We start from the raw sequence: 18,552 nt of genomic DNA, 5'->3' as shown, positions 1-18,552 counted from the left end.
CTCGTCGGACCCGGGGCGCCTGCCCGGGTCCTTGACCGCAGCAGAATGGATATCCTCTGACCATGAGCTGGCTAGACAAGATCGTGCCGTCCATGGGACGCATTCAGCGCAAGGACCGGCGTACCAGCGTGCCGGACGGCCTGTGGCGCAAGTGTCCCAAGTGCGACGGGGTGCTCTATCTCCCCGAGCTGGAGAAACACCAGAACGTCTGCCCCAAGTGCGACCACCACCTGCGCCTGACGGCCCGCAAGCGCCTCGACTGGTTCCTCGATGACGAGGGCCGCGACGAGATCGCCGCCGACCTGCAGCCGGTCGACCGCCTCAAGTTCCGCGACTCCAAGAAGTACAAGGATCGCCTGGCCGCGGCCCAGAAGGCCACCGACGAGCACGATGCACTGATCGCCATGCGCGGTCGTCTCGGGGGGCTGCCGGTGATCGCGGTGGCCTTCGAGTTCACCTTCATGGGCGGCTCGATGGGCGCCGTGGTCGGCGAGAAGTTCGTGCGGGCGGCGACGGCCGCCCTGGAGGAGGGGGTTCCGCTGGTCTGCTTCGCCGCCTCCGGCGGTGCGCGCATGCAGGAGGCCCTGTTCTCGCTGATGCAGATGGCCAAGACTTCCGCGGCCCTGGAGAAGCTCAAGCAGGCGGGCGTGCCCTACATCTCGGTGCTCACCGACCCGGTGTTCGGCGGGGTGTCGGCATCGCTGGCGATGCTCGGCGATCTCAACGTGGCCGAGCCCAATGCCCTGATCGGCTTCGCCGGGCCGCGGGTGATCGAACAGACCGTGCGCGAGCAGTTGCCGGAAGGCTTCCAGCGCAGCGAGTTCCTGCTCGAGCACGGCACCGTCGACATGATCGTGCACCGTCACGACATGCGCGAGCGCCTCGGCGGCGTGCTGCGCAAGCTGACCGGCTGGCCGGTGCAGGGGGCGCCCGAAGCAACGGTGGAGCACGCAGAGCCCGTCGACGCCGAGCCGGCCGCGGCGCCGGAGGCGGAAGAGGTCGCGCCGGCGGCCGAGACTCCGGAAGCCGCCAGCGACGACACGCCGCGGGACGACCAGCGCTGAATGGCTACCTCCGCCCGACTCCATGACTGGCTGAGCCGCCTCGAGCGTCAGCACCCGGTGAGCATCGAGCTGGGGCTGGAGCGCGTGGCCGTGGTGGCCGAGCGCCTGGGGCTGACCGGCCGGCCGATCGCCGGCCGGGTCATCACCGTCGCCGGCACCAACGGCAAGGGCTCCACGGTGGCGATGGTCGAGGCGCTGGCCCGGACCCACGGCCTGGCGACGGCGACCTACACCTCGCCGCACCTGCTGCGCTACAACGAGCGGCTGCGTTTCGACGGCCGGGAGGCCGGGGACGCCATGCTGGTCGAGGGCTTCGAGCGTGTCGAGGCGGCCCGCCTGGCGCCGTCGCCGGTAAGCCTGACCTATTTCGAGGCCGGCACGCTGGCGGCGCTGTGGGCGATCGCCGAGCGCCATCCCGAGGTGGCGATTCTCGAGGTCGGCCTGGGCGGACGGCTCGACGCCACCAACGTCATCGACCCCGACGTGGCGGTCATCACCACCGTGGCCCTCGACCATGCCGACTTCCTGGGCAGTGACCTGGAGACGATCGGCCGCGAGAAGGCCGGCATCCTGCGTCCGGCACGCCCGGCGGTGCTGGGTCACGACCTGACCGACAGCGTCTTCCGGGTCGCCGACGCGCTGGGCTGTCCGGTCTGGCGGCTGGGCGAGACGATCCGCCGTCGCGAGGCGCCGTCGGGCTGGCACTGGGAAGGGCAGGGCCCTCGGGGCGACGAGCTGTCGCTGGCGGCGCTGCCCGATCCGGGGCTGCCGCTCGACAATGCCGCCCTGGCCCTGCAGGCGCTCGCGCTGGCCGGTGTTCCGCTCGATATCGACGCCTGTCGACATGGCCTGGCTAGCGTGTCGCTGCCGGGGCGCATGCAGTGGCTGGACCGCTGGTGCCTGGACGTGGCCCACAACCCTCACGCCGCCACGTATCTGGCGGCGCGGCTGGCCGCGCAGCCCCGCCCGCCGCGACGCATCGCCCTGCTGGGCATGCTGGCGGACAAGGATGCGCCGGGCGTCATCGAGGCGCTATCCTCGCAGGTGGATGCCTGGGTGGCCGTGGGTCTCGAGGGGCCGCGGGGGCGCGATGGCGACGAGCTGGCTGCGCTGCTGGCGGCCCGCGGCCAGGCGGTGCTGCACGTGGCCGGCACGCCGCGGGAGGGCGCCGAGTGGCTGGCGAGCCGGCTGGCCGTCGGGGAGCAGGCGCTGGTCTGCGGCTCCTTCCTGACCGTGGCCGAGGTTCTGGCGTGGCACGAAGACCGGGGGCAGGGACGCTGCCCGTCATGAGGTGAGGCCCGCACCCGGGCCGCGAGGAGGGACGCATGAAATACGGAATGCGCGAACGGGTCAGCGGGGCCGTCATCCTGCTGGCGCTGGGGGTCATCTTCATTCCCATGCTCTTCGACGAGCCGCCGGCGCGCGAGCCGCGCCCGCAGCCGGCCCTGTCCATCGAGCAGCCCGTCGAGGTCGAGCAGGCCCCGGTGGCCGAACCGGAGCCGCCGTCGAGCCTGGGCCAGATTCAGTCGCCCCAGGCCGGCGGCGAGCCGGCGCCGCAACCTTCCACCACGACCGACGGCGCATCGCCGGCGGGCGCCGGCCAGGAATCCGCCGGCGACGCCCGGAGCGATACCGGCACCGACAGCAAGCCCGATCCGATCGCCGAACTGGCCCGCAATGCGGAAGATCGCCAGCGCCAGGCGGCGAGCGCGCCGTCCGCCAGCCCCAACGAGGGCAAGCCGGCGGCGAAGGCCGGCGAGTGGGCGGTGCAGGTGGGCAGCTTCGGAGAGCCGGGCAACGCCGAACGGCTCGAGAAGAAGCTCGATGCCCAGGGCTTCAACGCCTATCGTCGCCCGCGCGACAACAACCTGACCTCCGTCTATGTGGGGCCCTTCGCCACCTCCGAAGCGGGCGAGAAGGCGCGCACCGAGCTCAAGAAGAAGGTCAACCTCCAGGGCCTGCTGATCCGTATCCAGGAGGAGCAATGACCCTGACCTGGCTGGACTGGGTCTTTCTGGCGGTGCTCGGCGCCTCGATGCTGGCCGGCTTCATGCGCGGGCTGGTGCGCGAGGCGCTGGGGCTGGGCGCCTGGATCACGGCCCTGTTCGCCTCGCGCTGGCTGGCGCCGCCGGTGGCCGAGCTGCTGGGTGGCTGGATCGATTCGCCGGATATCCGTCTGATCGTGGCCTTCGTGGTGGTGATCTTCGGGGTGATTATGCTCTGCGGCATGGTCATCCGCGGTGTCCAGGCGGCCGTCGAGTGGGTGGGCATGGGCTTTTTCAATCGCGTGGCCGGTGCGGGCTTCGGCCTGCTGCGCGGCGGGGCGATCCTGGTGCTGGCGACGGTGCTGATCAGCCTGACCCCGTTGATGCAGCTTCAGGCCTGGCAGCAGGCGCGACTGCGGCCCACCTTCGAGTCGCTGCGCGACCAGGCGGTGGCGCGCTTCAGCGACTGGCAGCAGCGTCATCCCCAAAAGCTTGATGAATGGCGGGCGTTTTCCCTGCCGGACGACCTGTCCGGCGGCGCGACCCGCGCCGAATCACTGTTATCGATCGGTGCCGACGACGGCACCGCGAGTCCATCGCAAGCGAGGTAAGGCGGAATGTGCGGTATCGTGGGCCTCATGGCCACTCAGCCGGTCAATCAGGCGCTCTATGATGCATTGACGGTGCTCCAGCACCGGGGGCAGGACGCCGCCGGAATGATGACCTGGCACGAGGGACGCTTTCTGCTGCGCAAGAGCAATGGACTGGTGCGCGACGTCTTTCACACGCGTCACATGACGCGTCTCAAGGGCCACCTGGGCATCGGTCACGTGCGCTACCCGACGGCCGGCTCCTCCAGCGAGGCGGAGTCCCAGCCGTTCTACGTCAACTCGCCCTACGGGCTGGCGCTGGCGCACAACGGCAATCTCACCAACGCCGATCAGCTCAAGCAGGAGCTCTACTCCACGGATCTGCGCCATATCAACACCAGCTCGGACTCCGAGGTGCTGCTCAACGTCTTCGCCCACGAACTGGGCAAGCAGGGCCACCATCTCAATCCCGAGGACGTGTTCGATGCGGTGCGCCGCGTCCATCGCCGCTGTCGCGGCGGCTATGCGGCGGTGGCCATGATCAACGGCTTCGGCATGGTCGCGTTCCGCGATCCGCACGGCATCCGCCCGGTGGTGTTCGGCACCCGCGAGACGGTGACCGGGCAGGACGTGATGATCGCCTCCGAGTCGGTGGCGCTGGATGTCGGCGGCTTCGAGCTGGCCCGTGACCTGGCGCCGGGCGAGGCGATCTTCGTCGACATGGACGGGGTGGTGCACACCCAGCAGTGCGCCGATCGGCCCTCGCTGGTGCCGTGCATCTTCGAGCACGTCTACCTGGCGCGCCCGGACTCGATCCTCGACGGCGCCTACGTCTACGGCACGCGCATGCAGATGGGGCGCAAGCTCGGCGACCGGATCCTCCGCGAGTGGCCGGAGCACGACATCGACGTGGTGATCCCGATTCCCGACACCTCGCGGACCTCGGCGCTGGAGCTGGCCCAGCACCTGGGGGTGACCTACCGCGAAGGCTTCATGAAGAACCGCTACATCGGGCGGACCTTCATCATGCCGGGGCAGACCCAGCGCAAGAAGTCGGTGCGCCAGAAGCTCAATGCCATCGATATCGAGTTCGCCGGCAAGAACGTGCTGCTGGTCGACGACTCGATCGTGCGCGGCACTACCTGCAAGCAGATCATCCAGATGGCCCGTGAGGCCGGGGCCAATCGGGTGTACTTCGCCTCGGCGGCGCCGCCGGTGCGCTACCCCAACGTCTACGGCATCGACATGCCGGCCGCCGGCGAGCTGATCGCCCACGGGCGCAGCGAGGTGGAGGTCGGCGAGCTGATCGGTGCCGACCGGATCTTCTACCAGGACCTGGAGGATCTCAAGGACGCCTGCCGCGAGGTCAACCCGGCCCTCGAGCGCTTCGACTGCTCGGTATTCGACGGGCAGTACGTGACCGGCGACATCGACGACGCCTACCTGGCCGCCCTGGAGGCCTCGCGCAACGACGCGGCCAAGACGCAGGACGGCAGCGTGCATGCCGTGGTCGATCTGCACAACGACGTCGAGGACTACGGCTGAGGGGGCCCGCACCATGCAGCAAGACGACTTTCACGCCGATGCCCTGTCGCTGGAGACGCTGGCGGTTCGTGCCGGCCATGTGCGTACCGCCGAGCAGGAGCACGGCGAGCCGATCTTCACTACCTCGAGCTTCGTCTATCGCAGTGCGGCGGAGGCGGCGCGCAAGTTCGGCGGCGAGGAGCCGGGCAACATCTACTCGCGCTTCACTAACCCCACGGTGCGGATCTTCGAGCAGCGCCTGGCGGCGCTCGAGGGCGGCGAGCGCTGTGTGGCCACCAGCTCGGGCATGGCGGCCATCCTGTCCACGGTACTGGCCCTGCTCGAGGCGGGTGACGAGATCGTCGCCTCGCGCTCGCTGTTCGGCTCCACGGTGAGCCTGTTCAGCAAGTACCTGGGCAAGTTCGGCATTACCACCCGCTACGTGGAACTCGGCAATCTCGAGGCCTGGGAGGCGGCGATCACCCCGCGTACGAAGCTGCTGTTCGCCGAGACGCCCTCCAACCCGCTCTCCGAGCTGGTCGACATCGCCGCGCTGGCGGAGATCGCCCATCATCACGGGGCCCTGCTGGCGATCGACAACTGCTTTCTGACGCCGGCGCTGCAGCGTCCGCTGGCGCTGGGCGCCGACCTGGTGATCCATTCCGCCACCAAGTACCTGGACGGCCAGGGACGCGCCATCGGCGGCGCGGTGGTGGGGCGCGACAAGGAGCTCGAGGAGGTATTCGGCGTGGTGCGCACCTGCGGGCCCTGCCTGAGCCCGTTCAACGCCTGGATCTTCCTCAAGGGGCTCGAGACGCTCAGCCTGCGCATGCGCGCCCATTGCGACAACGCCCTGGCGCTGGCCCAGTGGCTCGAGGCCCATCCGGCGGTGGAGCGGGTCCATTACAGCGGCCTCGAGAGCCATCCGCAGCATGCGCTGGCGCGCCAGCAGCAGTCGGGCTTCGGCGCCGTGCTCGGCGTCGAGATCCGCGGCGAGCGCGAGGGCGCCTGGTCGGTGATCGACGCCACCCAGCTGATGTCGATCACCGGCAACCTGGGCGACGTCAAGACCACCATCACGCACCCGGCGACCACCACGCACGGGCGGTTGTCCGACGAGCAGAAGGCCTCCGCCGGCATCCGCGAGGGGCTGGTCCGCATCGCCGTGGGGCTCGAGGCCCTCGACGATCTCAAGGCGGATCTGGCGCGCGGCCTCGACGCCCTGGCCTGAGCATTCGGCGCGCTCCGTGGCGGGGTGGCGGGCGCGCCGTCCCGTCCGCGTGTGCCGATCGGCTGCGCGCCTTGAAGTTTCCCGGAACGTCTCCATCTAGGGGGTGAAGTTGAAGCCAATCGGATTCAAGGAGACCTCGATGAAGATCCTGATGGTGCTGACGTCCCATGACCGCATGGGTGACACCGGCCACAAGACCGGATTCTGGCTCGAGGAGTTCGCCGCGCCCTATTACGTGTTCAAGGATGCCGGCGTCGAGATCACCCTCGCGTCCCCCGCCGGCGGCCAGCCCCCCGTCGATCCCAACTCCACCCAGGAAGATGCCCTGACCGAGGCGACCCGTCGCTTCGAGGCCGATGAGGAGGCGCGCGAGCAGCTGGCCCATACCCGGCCGCTGGATTCGGTCAATGCCGAGGACTTCGACGCGGTCTTCTACCCCGGCGGCCACGGCCCGCTGTGGGACCTGACCGACAACCCCGATTCTCAGCGCCTGATCCAGGCCTTCCTGACCGCCGAGAAGCCGGTGGCCACGGTCTGTCACGCGCCCACCGTGCTGCTCAACGTGCGTGACGCCTCCGGCAAGCCGATCGTCGAGGGACGCCGGGTCACCGGTTTCACCAACAGCGAGGAAGCGGCCGTGGGCCTGACCGAGGTGGTGCCGCACCTGCTCGAGGAGGAGCTGGTCAAGCGTGGTGCCCGGTTCGAGCGCAGCGAAGGCGACTTCACCGCCTTCCAGCTGCGCGACGGCCTGCTGATCACCGGCCAGAATCCGGCCTCCAGCGCCCCCACAGCCGAACTGCTGCTGCAGGTGCTGCGCGGCTGAGCGGCCACCGCACAACGTCGCTGTTGATTGGCCCCGGGAGCCCGGCTCCCGGGGCCGTTGCGTGTCAGGGCGGGTGCCCGAGTGGCGTCAGTCGGTGTCGTCTTCCGCCCGGTAGGTCGCCATGAAGCGGTGATCCAGGTGGCGCTTGAGCCACAGCGCCGAGCGCCCCCGCCACCACAGGCGCCCGCGCAGCGCCAGCCCGCGACCATCGCCCAGGTTGAGTATCGACAGGTAGCGCCGCTGCGGATGAAAGGGCTGCAGGGGCTCGTCGCTAAGCCGGGCCTCCAGGTTGGCCAGGAGCACCGGAGCCTGACGCACGCCGAACACCCCGAGCTTGGGATAGGGCGCCGAGGCCAGCCAGGCGCAGTCGCCGACGGCGAAGAGGCGGGGGTCGTCGGGCGAATGCAGGGCGGGCGTGATCGCCAGCCCCTGATGGGCGTCCTGAGGCAGGTCCAGGGTGGCGATCAGTTCGGGCGCCACCAGTCCCGTGGCCAGCAGCAGCTGGTCGGCCGCGACCTGGCTGCCGTCGTCCAGATGCAGCGTGCCCGGCTCCCAGGCCATGGCCGAGGCGGCGAGTTCCAGCCGGGCGCCGCGTCGCATCAGCCGTCGGGCGACCCAGCGCCCGGCGCCGCGCGGCGCCCCCGGGAGCAGGCGCGCGTCGTTGCCGACCAGCGTGACGCGGGGCGAGCGGCCATAGCGCTCGAACAGCGCCAGCAGGTTGGCGGTGAGCTCGACGCCCGTGGGGCCGCCGCCGATGACCGCCAGCCGGGGCGGCGGGGCGGACGTCGCCAGGGTGCTTTCCAGCTGCTGGCGCAACTGCCAGAGGCGGTGGACGGGCTTGGCCGCCCAGACATCGGGGGTGCCCGGCGGGGCGAGGCGTGATGGCCGATAGACCTCGCTGCCCAGGTTGAGTGACAGCAGGTCGTAGGCGAGCGGCTCGTGGTTGGCCAGATGCAGTCGACGCTGGCGGCGGTCGATGCTCACCACGCGGTCCTGCACCACGTCGCCGCCCCGGGCACGCATCAGCGCCGTCGGGTCGAGTCGATCCTCGTCATCGCGATAGTCGCCGCCGAGCATGCCGCTGGCCATGCCCGAATACCAGAAGGCGCCCGGCGTCACCAGGGTGACGTGGGCACCCCGGGCGATGAGCCGGTCGACGTTCGCCGCCAGATGCAGGTGGGCGTGACCGGCGCCGACCAGCACCACTCGCGTGATCTCGTCCATCGGATAGTCTCGTGGAAGCCTTGTCACCAACCTACCATTGTGTCGGTGGGCGGGGGGATTTTCGTGCACGGAATACCGCCGGGGCACCTGCGGGCTTGAAAAGCCGGAGGCTCGGCCGCAGGACGGATACCGGGCGGCCGCTTCCGGCGCGTCCCGATCCACGCAACGAAAGGAGTCCCGCATGGCCTCGTCAATCATTCCGCAGCCGGGTATCGGCACCTTCCGGCTCAAGGGGCAGGATGCCATCGATTCGGTGACCTCGGCGCTGGCGCAGGGGTACCGGCATGTCGACACGGCGCAGATGTACGACAACGAGGAAGCGGTCGGCGAGGCGATCCGCCGCAGCGAGGTGCCGCGCGACGAGCTGTTCCTGACCACCAAGGTGTGGTGGGATCGTCTGCAGCATGATGCGCTGATCGCCAGCCTCGAGGAAAGCGTCCGCAAGCTGGGCGTCGACCACGTGGACCTGGCGCTGATCCACTGGCCGTCTCCCGGTGACGAGGTTGCCATGTCCGAATACATCGGCGCCCTGGCCGAAGCCCGCGAACGCGGCCTGACCCGGCACATCGGGGTGTCGAACTTCACGATCGCCCATCTCAACGAGGCGCTCTCGGTCCCCGGCGGCGAGCATATCGTCACCAACCAGATCGAGGTACATCCCTTCCTGGCCAATCACAAGCTGGCCCGGCACTGTCAGGACAAGGGCATCCAGGTGACCGGCTACATGCCGTTGGCGGTGGGCAAGGTCCTGCACGAACCGGTCCTGCAGCAGATCGCCGCCAATCATGAGGCCACGCCCGCCCAGGTGGCGCTGGCCTGGGTCGCCGCCCGGGATATCGTGGTGATTCCCTCCTCGACGCGCCCCGAGCATCAGCGGGCCAACCTGGCCGCGCTGGACCTCACGCTGAGCGATGACGAGATGGCGCGCATCGAGACGCTGGACATCGGCGAGCGGATCGCCAACCCCGATTTCGCCCCCAGCTGGGACACCTGAGCCCCGCCAGCCCGGGCACGAGGCCGGCACGGCATGACAAGGAGCGGTCGGTCGGCTTCCGTCGCGTGATGCCTGCCGGGCGTGTTGGGTTGTATCGATGGACATGCCAGAATGCGCGCTTTTCCTGAACAGAAGAGGCCGTGTTGTCTCCACTGGCGCATCAACTCTGGCGACAGACCTGGCCGATGGCGGTCGGGGTGCTGTCCCTGCTGGGCTTTCAACTGGTCGACAGCGCCTTCATCGCGCGGCTGGGCACGGCGCCGCTGGCGGCGCAGTCGTTCACCTTTCCGCTGTCGTTTCTGATCATCGGCGTGCAGGTGGGCATCGGCATCGCCATCGCCGCGCTGATCTCCCGGGCGCTGGGCGCCGGCGAGACGGCCCGGGCGCGACGACTGGGCGCACTGGTGCTGCTCGGCGGGAGTGCCCTGATCGCCTGCCTGGTGGTGGGGCTGCATGTCGCTCAGACGCCGCTGTTTCGCCAGATCGGCGCGCGCCCGGCGCTGCTGCCGCTGATTCGCGACTACTGGGCCCCCCAGCTGCTGGCGGCCTGGCTGGGCGCCGTGCTGTATTTCGGCTACAGCCTGTTCCGCGCCCACGGCGATACCCGCCTGCCGGGCAAGCTGATGGTGCTGACCAGCCTGCTCAATCTGCTGCTCGACCCCCTGCTGATCTTCGGCGTCGGCCCCTGGGCGGGGCTGGGGCTGCCCGGGGCGGCCTGGGCCACCAGCCTGGCCTTCGGCAGCGGGCTGGCCATCGTCGGCTGGCGCCTGGGCCGTTCCGACTGGCTGACCGCCAGCGGTCTCGTCGCCGAGGCGCGCCGGTCGACACGCCCCTTCTTGGGCATCGCCATGCCGGCCATGGTCAGCCAGCTGATGCCGCCGCTGGCGGCCATGCTGGCGACGGCGGTGGTCGCCACGCTGGGCGATGAGCGCGTGGCGGCCTGGGGGCTGGCCAGCCGCCTGGAGACGGTGTCGCTGATGGTGGTGCTGGCGCTGACCATGTCGCTGCCGCCCTGGCTCGGGCGCTGCTACGGGGCCGGGCACTGGCAGGAGATCCGTCGGCTGATGGCGCTGGCCTTCAGGGTGGTGGTGGTCTGGCAGCTGGCGCTGGGCGTGGTCATGGCGCTGCTGGCCCCGTGGCTGGCCGCCGTGCTGTCGGGCAATCCCGAGGTGCGAGATGGACTCGAGGCGCTGATCCGGGCCCTGCTGCCCAGTTATGCGCTGCTCGGGGTGTGCATGGTCGTGGTGTCTGCCGCCAATGCGCTGGGCTGGCCGCTGCGGGCCATGCTGATGTCGGCGGCTCGGCTGTTCGTCTGCTACCTGCCATGCCTGTGGCTGGGCACGCAGTGGGGCGGCGACATCGTCGGCACGGCCTGGGGGGCGGCGCTGGGCAACCTGCTGGCGGGGGCGCTGGCCTATGCGCTGTTCCGGCACTCGCTGGGCGATCGAGGAAAGCTGGTGGAAAGCACTGCATGAAAGTCATTTTTATATGTTTTTAACCGAAATATTGGCCAAATTCGCACTGAAAATTATTATCGAGAGCGATAAGTAGCATAATTTCCCGGGCCTGCCCCGCCAGAGACTGCGCGCTCGTGGCCGTGGTGGCCTCGGTCATGCAACCCGAGGGCGGCGTCGTTGATGGGTCAGGGGCGCTGGGCCAGCGCCAGCTTGACGCCGAACAGCACCAGCACCGAGCCGGTCACGCCATCCAGCGTGCGCGACAGCCAGCGCTTGGCCAGCCAGTGTCCGGCGCGATCCACCATCAGGGCGATGCCGATCTGCCAGAGGTTGGCGATCACGAAATGCACGCTCGCCAGCCACAGCGACTTCAGCAGCGCCGGATCCCCCGGCGCGATGAACTGCGGCAGGAAGGCCATGTAGAAGACCACGGTCTTGGGGTTGAGCACGTTCGACAGCAGGCCTTCCCGGATCGGTTGCCAGAGGCCGACCGGGCGCTGCGCGCCCGTCACCCCGGCGACCGGCAGCGGGTTGCCGCGGCGCGCACTGCGCAGGCTCTGGAGGCCCAGCCAGACCAGATAGGCGGCCCCGGCCAGCTTGAGCGCGCTGAACGCCCAGGCCGACTGCAGCAGGATCAATGAGATACCCAGTGCCGACACCGTGGCGTGGACGAACAGGCCGCAGCAGATCGCCAGGCTGGTGAGTATGCCGTCGCGCACGCCGCCGCGGGCCGTGTTGCGGATCACCAGCAGGGTATCCACGCCCGGGGTGATGCTCAGCAGGGTGATGGCCAGCAGGAAAGACAGGAACTGGGTATCGAACAGCATCGGGGCCTCATATCGAAAGCGTGAGGGTCAGGGCAGCAGCCAGCGCCAGATCACGAAGGCGCCGATCATCACCACCGCCAGGCCGAACAGCATCAGCAGGCCGTCCTCGGCGGCCAGGCCCAGCCCCATGAGCACGATGGCCAGCGCCGGCAGGGCGGCGGCGAAGGGCAGCAGCTCCAGGGGCATCATCGACAGGCCGAGCAGGACGGCCAGCAGGGCGATCAACCGCCGCGAGACCGGGTTCACCAGCACCCGTAGGCGCACCTTGAGCAGCCGGTCGAAGCGCCGTGTCCAGGGACGCAGGCGGGTGACGACGGCGTGCAGGCGGTCATGGTCGATGCCGCGTTCGCGCAGCCGGCGCGGCAGCCAGGGGCTGCGCTTGTCGAGGGCCAGCTGGCCGGCCACGGTGGCGATGAACAGGCCGCACAGCGTGGGCACGCCGGGGATGGCGCCGGTGGGCAGGGCCGCGATCAGTGCCGGGGCGACCAGCAGAGGGCCGAAGCCGCGAGAGGCGAAGGTGTCGATGATGTCCTGCAGGTGAATGGTGCGCCCGGCGTTGGCCTCGTCCATGCCGTCGAGCAACTGGGTCAGTGTCATGCGTTCGGCCATCGTGAAACCTCCCTGGTGGATGGCGGGCAGCTCCGTTGCCCCGTGCCGTGCGCGGTCAGAGGCCGCGACGGGCGTTCTTGTAGGTGATCTGGTCGTTGAGCGTCCAGAAGTCGTAGAGAATGCCCACCAGAAACAGGCCGCCGGTGAGCAGGTAGAGCAGGCCGGTCAGCCACTTGCCCATGTACATGCGGTGGATGCCGAACACGCCGAGAAAGGTCAGCAGCACCCAGGCGACCGTGTAGTCGATCGGCCCGGCTCGATAGCGAATGTCGGCCTGGCGATCCATCAGCGGAATCAGGAACAGGTCGATCAGCCAGCCGATGCCCAGCAGGCCGAGGGTCAGAAACCAGATTGTCCCGGTGACCGGCTTGCCGTAGTAGAAGCGGTGGGCGCCGGTGAAGCCGAAGAGCCACAGCAGGTAGCCGATGGCCTTGCTGTGGGTGTTCGAGGATGCCAGTTGTGTCACGCCAACTCCTGTGGTCGTTTCGCGGTTTCGGAGGGCGAGCCGCGTCGGGCTCGCCCGTGAATCGGGGTCACGACACCACGCCCAGTTCCCGCAGGCGCTCCTGCAGATAGGCGTCGGCCGTGTATCGCTCGGACAATACCACGTCCGGGCGCGGATGGAGGAACAGCGGCAGCGACAGGCGCCCCCGATGGCGGCTGTCGTCGCCGGGGTTGGTGACGCGGTGCGTGGTCGAGGGAAAATAGCCGTGCGAGGCCTCCTGCAGCATGTCGCCGACATTGATGATCAGCTGCCCGGGGTCGCAGGGGACCGGGTGCCAGTCGCCGTGGCGGTCGCGAACCTCGAGCCCCGGCGCGTTGGCCGCGGGCAGCACGGTCAACAGGTTGATGTCCTCGTGGGCGGCGGCGCGCACCGCGCCCTCGGGCTCGTCGCCGGCCAGCGGCGGATAGTGCAGGACCCGCAGCAGCGTCTGCTCGCTGCCGTCGATCATCCGTGACAGGGGCTCGTGAAAGCCCTCGGCCACCTCGGCCGGGGCCTCGCGCTCGATCCAGCCGAGCAGGGTCCGTGCCAGACTCTCGGCACGACGATAGTAGGCGAGGATATCGTCGCGCAGGGGCTCCGGGAGACGTCCCCATGGGTAGACATGGTAGTACTCCTTGAGGTCGCGCTGGCCATGGCCCTTGGCGGTCTCCGAGATCTCGGGGGGAAAGTAGCCGTCCTGGCGCTGCGGGTCGAAGCGCCATCGGTATTTGTCGGGCGAGGCGAAGAAGGCCTCCCAGCGGGCGTAGATCGTTTCCACCTGCGAGAAGGGGATCGGGTGGTTGCGCAGCACCGCGAATCCCGTCTCCTTGAGCGATGTCATGAAACGTTGCGGCGCATCGGGCGAGGTGTAATCGACGTTCTGGACGTGCATGGTTTTTCCATCTATGTTGCGTATTGCGGGCGTGGCGTGATCGGCGAGATCCAGTTCAGCGTAGCTTGACACGGTTCGAAACGATCATGCATGATCCGCTGCGTAGGTTAGCAAGTTGAATGGCGTCGGTTGGTTGTCGATTCTCGAAACTCTTCAGTGCGCATTCCCCCCTTGTCTTACCACGCACTTCGGGCCCGAGGCGAGACGGTCTTGCCCACCCGGTATCATATTTAGCTAGTTAAGGAAATCGACAATGGCAACTGGCACTGTCAAGTGGTTCAACGACACCAAAGGCTACGGCTTCATCTCTCCGGACGACGGTGGTGACGACCTCTTCGCTCACTTCTCCGAAATCCAGGCAGACGGATTCAAGAGCCTGCAGGACGGTCAGAAAGTCTCCTTCGAGGTGACTCAGGGCAAGAAAGGCCTTCAGGCTGCCAAGATCAAGGCTCTCTAAGTCTTGATGGCGGGGCCGGCGAGCCATCGTCGGCCCAAGCGATCTCGAATCGCGAGACCCCGGTCAATCGACCGGGGTCTTTTCGTTTCAGCGCGTCTGGGTCGCGGCCAGGTGACGGTAGAGTTCCCGGATGCCGAAGGTCCAGGGCGGCAGGGCGTCGCTGCGATCGACGTGGTTGACCAGGGCGCCGAGGCTCGGGGTGGCGATGGTCACACGATCACCGATGTGGTGGGTGAAGCCCTGGCCCTCGCCGTCACGGTCGAGGATCGGCGAGAACATCGTGCCCAGAAACAGCATGAATCCGTCGGGGTACTGATGATGGGCGCCCAGCGTCTGCGCCACCAGGTCGAGCGGATCGCGGCTGATCTGGCGCATGTCGCTGGCATCCTCGAGCAGGAAGTCGTCGTCGCTGCCCTCGATGCGCAGGGACACCTGCGCCCCGCGGATCGTGTCCAGGGTGAAGTGCTCGTCGAACAGGCGCACGAAGGGGCCGACCGCACAGGACGCATTGTTGTCCTTCGCCTTGCCCAGCAGCAGCGCGCTGCGCCCCTCGATGTCGCGGAGGTTGACGTCGTTGCCCAGGGTGGCGCCGCGGGCCTGTCCCCGGCTGTCGACGGCCAGCACCACCTCCGGTTCCGGGTTGTTCCACTGCGACGCCGGGTGCAGTCCGACCCCCTGCCCGAACCCCACGGCCGAAAGCGGTTGTGACTTGGTGAAGACTTCCGCGTCGGGGCCGATTCCCACCTCCATGTACTGCGACCAGGCGCCCCGGGCCTGGAGCTCGCGTTTCAGCGCCTGGGCGTCCGGAGAGCCCGGCCGGATGCGCGACAGGTCGGTACCGATCAGCGACTGCAGCTCCTCGCGCAGGGCATGGGCGCGCGAGGCGTCGCCGCCGGCCTGTTCCTCGATGACGCGTTCCAGCATCGACACGGCAAAGGTGACCCCGCAGGCCTTGATCGCCTGCACATCGCAGGGCGCCAGCAGGTAGAGAGCGCTGGGCTCATCGCGCAGCGAGTTGGCAAGCAGGGTCTCCACGCTGCCGAGGACGTCGCCGTCGGCCGTGGCGACGAGTTCATGGGCGCGGGGATCTTCCAGCAGGTCGGCGAGGGTGGCGGCGTGCGCGGAGAGGTCGATCACGTCCCCGCCGCGAACGGCGACGACGGCGGGGCCGGGACGTGGGACGTCGCGCCAGACGCGGCCCACCAGCAGGGCGCGCGCGTGATCGTCGGGCAGATAGCGCTCGCTCAAGGGTGACGACATGAAAAAGCCTCCTGTTCGGATGAGAGGGCCGACAAACGTCGCACTGACGTGTCGAAGCGATGGTCTATCATTGTCAGCATGTATGACAGGTATGCCAAGTGTGAGGCAATCCACTTCCGCTGGCGACCCCTTCACCAGGAGAAATCCATGTTCGAATCCATCGCGGGAAAACGCATCCTGATCACCGGTGCCAGCCGGGGGATCGGCGCGGCCGTGGCCACCCGTCTCGGGGCGCTGGGTGCCCGGGTCGGCGTTCACTATCATGCCAGCGAGGCGGCGGCGCGTCAGGTGGCCGAAGCCATCGAGTCCGCGGGCGGTGAGGCGCACCTGATCCGGGGCGACGTCAGCCGCTCGGCCACGGCGGTGGCGGTGGTCGATCAGGCCGCCGAGGCGCTGGGCGGCCTGGACGTGCTGATCAACAATGCCGGCGACCTGCTGGGCCGGGTGCCGCTGGCCGAGATGGACGACGATCAGTACGACCGGGTGATGGACCTCAACGTGCGCTCGGTGGTGATGGCCAGTCGCGCCGCGGTGGCGCACTTCCGGCGCCAGGGCGGCGGCAACCTCGTGCATACCACCTCGATCGCCGCGCGCAACGGCGGCGGGCCGGGCGTCGGCCTGTACGCGTCCGCCAAGGGCTGCGTGAGCACCCTGACCCGGGCCATGGCCAAGGAGCTGGCGGCCGACAACATCCGCGTCAATGCCGTGGCACCCGGCGTCATCGCCACCGATTTCCATGGGCGCTACTCCAGCGAGGAACAGCTCGAGGCGATGCGCGCCACCATCCCCATGGGGCGGCTGGGCAATGCCGAGGACTGCGTCGGCGCCTACCTGTTCCTGGTCAACGATGCGCTCAGCGCCTACGTGACCGGCCAGGTGATCGAGGTCAACGGCGGGCAGCTGATGCCATGACCGCGCCGCGCTTCTATCCCCTCGCCGTCACCATGGGCGACCCGGCCGGCATCGGCCCGGAGATCATCTGCCGTGCGCTGGCCGCCATGACACCGGAGCAGCGCCGCGAGACGCTGCTGGTCGGTGACATCCCCACCTTCGAGCGTGCCGCCGGCCTGGTCGACGCCTCGCTGCGCTTTGGCGAGCTCGATGATGCCCCGGGCGATGATGTCGTCGCCGTGGCGTCGATCGCGCGTCCCGCCGGTCCCATCATCGACGGCCGGGTCAGTGCGGCGGCGGGGGAGACGGCCTTTCGCTGCGTCGCGCGGGCGGTGGAATGCGTGCAGGCCGGCCGGGCCGGGGTCATCGTCACCGCGCCGCTCAACAAGGCGGCGCTCCACGCCGCACAGCGCTTCTATGACGGGCACACCGGCATGCTGGCCGCGCTGACCGGCGCGCCGTCCTCGTTCATGCTGCTGGCCTCGGCCACGCTGTCGACGATCCATGTCTCGACCCATGTCTCCCTGGCCGAGGCCATCGAGCGCGTCACCGAGGCGCGCATCGCCGAGACTGTGCGGGCCGGCCATGCGCATCTCGAGTCGCTGGGCGTGGCGAATCCGCGCATCGCCGTGGCCGGGCTCAACCCGCACTGCGGCGAGGGCGGCATCTTCGGCGATCAGGACGAGCGCATCATCCGGCCTGCCGTGAGTGCCCTGCAGCAGGAGGGCTACACGGTCCAGGGGCCAATCTCGGCCGACACCGTCTTCTACCGCGCCCATCGCGGCGAGTTCGATCTGGTAGTGGCCCAGTACCACGACCAGGGCCACATCCCCGTCAAGCTCATCGCCTTCGATACCACCGTCAACGTCAGCCTGGGGCTGCCGGTCCAGCGTACCTCGGTCGATCACGGCACCGCCTTCGACATCGCCTGGCAGGGCCGGGCCGATGCCACCAACCTGTCGGCGGCGCTGGCCTATGCCCGGCGGCTGGCGAGGGGAGGCAGGCATGCCTGAATGGCGCGTGGTGATCGTCGCCGATGACCTGACCGGCGCCCTCGACGCCGCCGCACCGTTCGCCGGCCGGGGGGCGCGTACCCGGGTGGTGGTGTCGCCCACGGACCTGGCCGCCGTGCTGGACGATGTCGGCGACTGCGAGGTGCTGGCGGTCAACACCGAGACCCGCCATGCCCCGGTCGCCGAGGCGGCCGCCCGGGTGGCCGAGGTGTTCAACGCGGTGAAAGCGCTGTCCCCGGCGCTGGTGATCAAGAAGATCGATTCCACCCTGCGCGGTCATGTGGTGGCCGAGAGCCTGGCGGCAAGGCGGGTGCTCGGTTACCCACTGATCGTGGCGCCGGCGGTGCCGTCCCAGGGACGCACCGTGCGCCACGGCCGGGTGCAGGTGCACGGCCGGGCGCTGGCAGAGAGCGATTTCGCGCGGGATGCCCGCTCGGCCCCCCCGGACGGGGCGCTGCCCGAGCTGTTCGCGGCCGCCGGGCTGGCGGTGGCCTGCCGCAGCGTGGAAGACGCACGCCTGGCAGGCGACATCGTCTGGGATGCCGAGGACGAGGCGGCGCTGGATGCCCTGGTGGATGCCCTGGAAACCGCGCCGGCCCCCGGCCTCCTGGTGGGCGCGGCGGGCCTGTGTCAGGCCCTGGCGCGGCGGCACTTCCGGGGGCAGGGGCCGACGCCCGCGCCCGGCGACACCTGGCTGCTGGTGGTCGGGTCGCGCTGCGAGCAGGCCCGCCGTCAGATGGCGCAGCTGGCGGAGTGTCCGGTCGTCTGGCGGGAGGCCGAGGCGCCCGCCGACCGGGCACCACCGGCGGGCTGGCAGGGGACGACGCTGCTGCGGCCGGGGCGTGTCGGCCGCGAATGGACGGCGGACGATGTGGCCCGTGTCCTGGCGGTGCAGGCCCAGGCCTGGCTGGCGCGGGCGGCTTCCCCGCCCTGGCTGTTCCTGACCGGCGGCGACACCGCCATGGCGCTGCTGCGACATCGGGGCGTGCGTTCGATCGAGGTGGCCGGCGAGTGGGAGCCCGGGGTCGCCTGGGGCTGGCTGGAGGGCGAGCGCCGCCAGCCCGTGGTGACCAAGGCCGGCGGCTTCGGTGACGACGACCTGCTGGTGCGGCTGCTGGCGGCGTCTACGACCAGAGGATAATACACCGGCCGTTGCGCCATGACGCGACGACGGCTAGCTTTCCTTATGATGGTATGACACGTATACATTTGCGCCATCGAGCCAAT

The 18,552-nt window shown here is 69.2% G+C and carries 19 protein-coding genes; 13 read left to right on the top strand and 6 right to left on the bottom strand.

Annotated elements, in window-relative coordinates:
- The first annotated feature begins 62 nt into the window (after nucleotides 1–62).
- The 7 genes from accD to KGQ91_RS15240 all read left to right on the top strand — a co-directional run bounded on the left by accD (nucleotide 63) and on the right by KGQ91_RS15240 (nucleotide 7,217).
- A complete protein-coding gene (gene accD, locus KGQ91_RS15270; RefSeq protein WP_224421441.1) occupies nucleotides 63–1,064 on the top strand; it encodes an acetyl-CoA carboxylase, carboxyltransferase subunit beta in 1,002 nt (333 codons plus the stop codon).
- Nucleotides 1,065–2,354 carry a bifunctional tetrahydrofolate synthase/dihydrofolate synthase gene (folC, locus tag KGQ91_RS15265; protein WP_224421440.1) on the top strand — a complete coding sequence of 430 codons (1,290 nt, stop codon included), beginning with the start codon at nucleotides 1,065–1,067 and terminating at the stop codon, nucleotides 2,352–2,354. It begins immediately after the preceding gene.
- 35 nt (nucleotides 2,355–2,389) lie between these two features.
- Complete coding sequence (locus tag KGQ91_RS15260) at nucleotides 2,390–3,052, top strand: SPOR domain-containing protein (protein ID WP_163648498.1); 663 nt, start codon at nucleotides 2,390–2,392, stop codon at nucleotides 3,050–3,052.
- A complete protein-coding gene (locus KGQ91_RS15255; RefSeq protein WP_163648499.1) occupies nucleotides 3,049–3,660 on the top strand; it encodes a CvpA family protein in 612 nt (203 codons plus the stop codon). Before KGQ91_RS15260 ends, KGQ91_RS15255 begins: the two co-directional genes overlap by 4 nt.
- 6 nt (nucleotides 3,661–3,666) lie before the next feature.
- Entirely contained in the window at nucleotides 3,667–5,184 is a 1,518-nt protein-coding gene (gene purF, locus KGQ91_RS15250) for an amidophosphoribosyltransferase (protein ID WP_163648500.1), read from the top strand.
- A gap of 13 nt (nucleotides 5,185–5,197) precedes the next feature.
- The gene (locus KGQ91_RS15245) at nucleotides 5,198–6,394 is read left to right on the top strand and encodes an O-succinylhomoserine sulfhydrylase (protein ID WP_163648501.1); all 1,197 of its coding nucleotides are present in this window, start codon (nucleotides 5,198–5,200) and stop codon (nucleotides 6,392–6,394) included.
- A gap of 139 nt (nucleotides 6,395–6,533) precedes the next feature.
- Entirely contained in the window at nucleotides 6,534–7,217 is a 684-nt protein-coding gene (locus tag KGQ91_RS15240; RefSeq protein WP_163648502.1) for a type 1 glutamine amidotransferase domain-containing protein, read from the top strand.
- A gap of 87 nt (nucleotides 7,218–7,304) precedes the next feature.
- Here KGQ91_RS15240 and KGQ91_RS15235 read toward each other — a convergent pair whose 3' ends face one another.
- Nucleotides 7,305–8,441: an FAD-dependent oxidoreductase gene (locus tag KGQ91_RS15235; RefSeq protein ID WP_163648503.1), complete on the bottom strand. Its 1,137-nt coding sequence runs from the start codon at nucleotides 8,439–8,441 to the stop codon at nucleotides 7,305–7,307.
- A gap of 181 nt (nucleotides 8,442–8,622) precedes the next feature.
- Between KGQ91_RS15235 and dkgB the strand changes: the two genes are divergently transcribed.
- Together dkgB and KGQ91_RS15225 are read left to right on the top strand one after the other, a co-directional pair.
- Nucleotides 8,623–9,435 (top strand): 2,5-didehydrogluconate reductase DkgB, encoded by an 813-nt coding sequence (gene dkgB / locus KGQ91_RS15230; protein WP_163648504.1) that lies wholly within the window; start codon nucleotides 8,623–8,625, stop codon nucleotides 9,433–9,435.
- Between the two features lie 185 nt (nucleotides 9,436–9,620).
- Nucleotides 9,621–10,910, top strand: a complete 1,290-nt coding sequence (locus KGQ91_RS15225; protein WP_163648571.1) for an MATE family efflux transporter — start codon at nucleotides 9,621–9,623, stop codon at nucleotides 10,908–10,910.
- A 167-nt stretch (nucleotides 10,911–11,077) separates the two neighbouring features.
- On the opposite strand, the gene KGQ91_RS15220 is transcribed toward KGQ91_RS15225, so the two are convergent.
- From KGQ91_RS15220 to KGQ91_RS15205, 4 genes are all read right to left on the bottom strand, one after another.
- Nucleotides 11,078–11,719, bottom strand: coding sequence for a LysE family translocator (locus KGQ91_RS15220; RefSeq protein WP_163648505.1), 642 nt, complete (start codon nucleotides 11,717–11,719; stop codon nucleotides 11,078–11,080).
- Nucleotides 11,720–11,746: 27 nt separating this feature from the next.
- A complete protein-coding gene (locus tag KGQ91_RS15215) occupies nucleotides 11,747–12,328 on the bottom strand; it encodes an exopolysaccharide biosynthesis protein (RefSeq protein ID WP_163648506.1) in 582 nt (193 codons plus the stop codon).
- 55 nt (nucleotides 12,329–12,383) lie between these two features.
- Nucleotides 12,384–12,794, bottom strand: a complete 411-nt coding sequence (locus tag KGQ91_RS15210) for a TM2 domain-containing protein (RefSeq protein WP_163648507.1) — start codon at nucleotides 12,792–12,794, stop codon at nucleotides 12,384–12,386.
- A gap of 67 nt (nucleotides 12,795–12,861) precedes the next feature.
- A complete protein-coding gene (locus KGQ91_RS15205) occupies nucleotides 12,862–13,704 on the bottom strand; it encodes an isopenicillin N synthase family dioxygenase (protein ID WP_163648508.1) in 843 nt (280 codons plus the stop codon).
- Nucleotides 13,705–13,957: 253 nt separating this feature from the next.
- Between KGQ91_RS15205 and KGQ91_RS15200 the strand changes: the two genes are divergently transcribed.
- Nucleotides 13,958–14,161 carry a cold-shock protein gene (locus tag KGQ91_RS15200; RefSeq protein ID WP_163648509.1) on the top strand — a complete coding sequence of 68 codons (204 nt, stop codon included), beginning with the start codon at nucleotides 13,958–13,960 and terminating at the stop codon, nucleotides 14,159–14,161.
- Nucleotides 14,162–14,248: 87 nt separating this feature from the next.
- Here the strand turns inward: KGQ91_RS15200 and KGQ91_RS15195 are convergent, their stop codons facing one another.
- Nucleotides 14,249–15,421, bottom strand: coding sequence for a fumarylacetoacetate hydrolase family protein (locus KGQ91_RS15195; protein ID WP_163648510.1), 1,173 nt, complete (start codon nucleotides 15,419–15,421; stop codon nucleotides 14,249–14,251).
- Nucleotides 15,422–15,568: 147 nt separating this feature from the next.
- On the opposite strand from KGQ91_RS15195, the gene KGQ91_RS15190 reads away from it, so the two are divergent.
- From KGQ91_RS15190 to KGQ91_RS15180, 3 genes are read left to right on the top strand one after another with little or no spacing between them, the layout of a single operon-like run.
- Nucleotides 15,569–16,333 carry an SDR family NAD(P)-dependent oxidoreductase gene (locus KGQ91_RS15190; protein ID WP_163648511.1) on the top strand — a complete coding sequence of 255 codons (765 nt, stop codon included), beginning with the start codon at nucleotides 15,569–15,571 and terminating at the stop codon, nucleotides 16,331–16,333.
- Nucleotides 16,330–17,325 carry a 4-hydroxythreonine-4-phosphate dehydrogenase PdxA gene (gene pdxA / locus KGQ91_RS15185; protein ID WP_224414479.1) on the top strand — a complete coding sequence of 332 codons (996 nt, stop codon included), beginning with the start codon at nucleotides 16,330–16,332 and terminating at the stop codon, nucleotides 17,323–17,325. The genes KGQ91_RS15190 and pdxA overlap by 4 nt, the downstream gene beginning before the upstream one ends.
- The gene (locus KGQ91_RS15180) at nucleotides 17,318–18,466 is read left to right on the top strand and encodes a four-carbon acid sugar kinase family protein (RefSeq protein WP_224421439.1); all 1,149 of its coding nucleotides are present in this window, start codon (nucleotides 17,318–17,320) and stop codon (nucleotides 18,464–18,466) included. Before pdxA ends, KGQ91_RS15180 begins: the two co-directional genes overlap by 8 nt.
- Nucleotides 18,467–18,552 lie beyond the last annotated feature (86 nt).

It is taken from the genome of Modicisalibacter tunisiensis (assembly GCF_020148005.1).
Classification (GTDB): Bacteria; Pseudomonadota; Gammaproteobacteria; order Pseudomonadales; family Halomonadaceae; genus Modicisalibacter; species Modicisalibacter tunisiensis.
The sequence above is the reverse complement of the archived record's forward strand: the minus strand, read 5'-3'. Positions and strand labels throughout refer to the sequence as shown.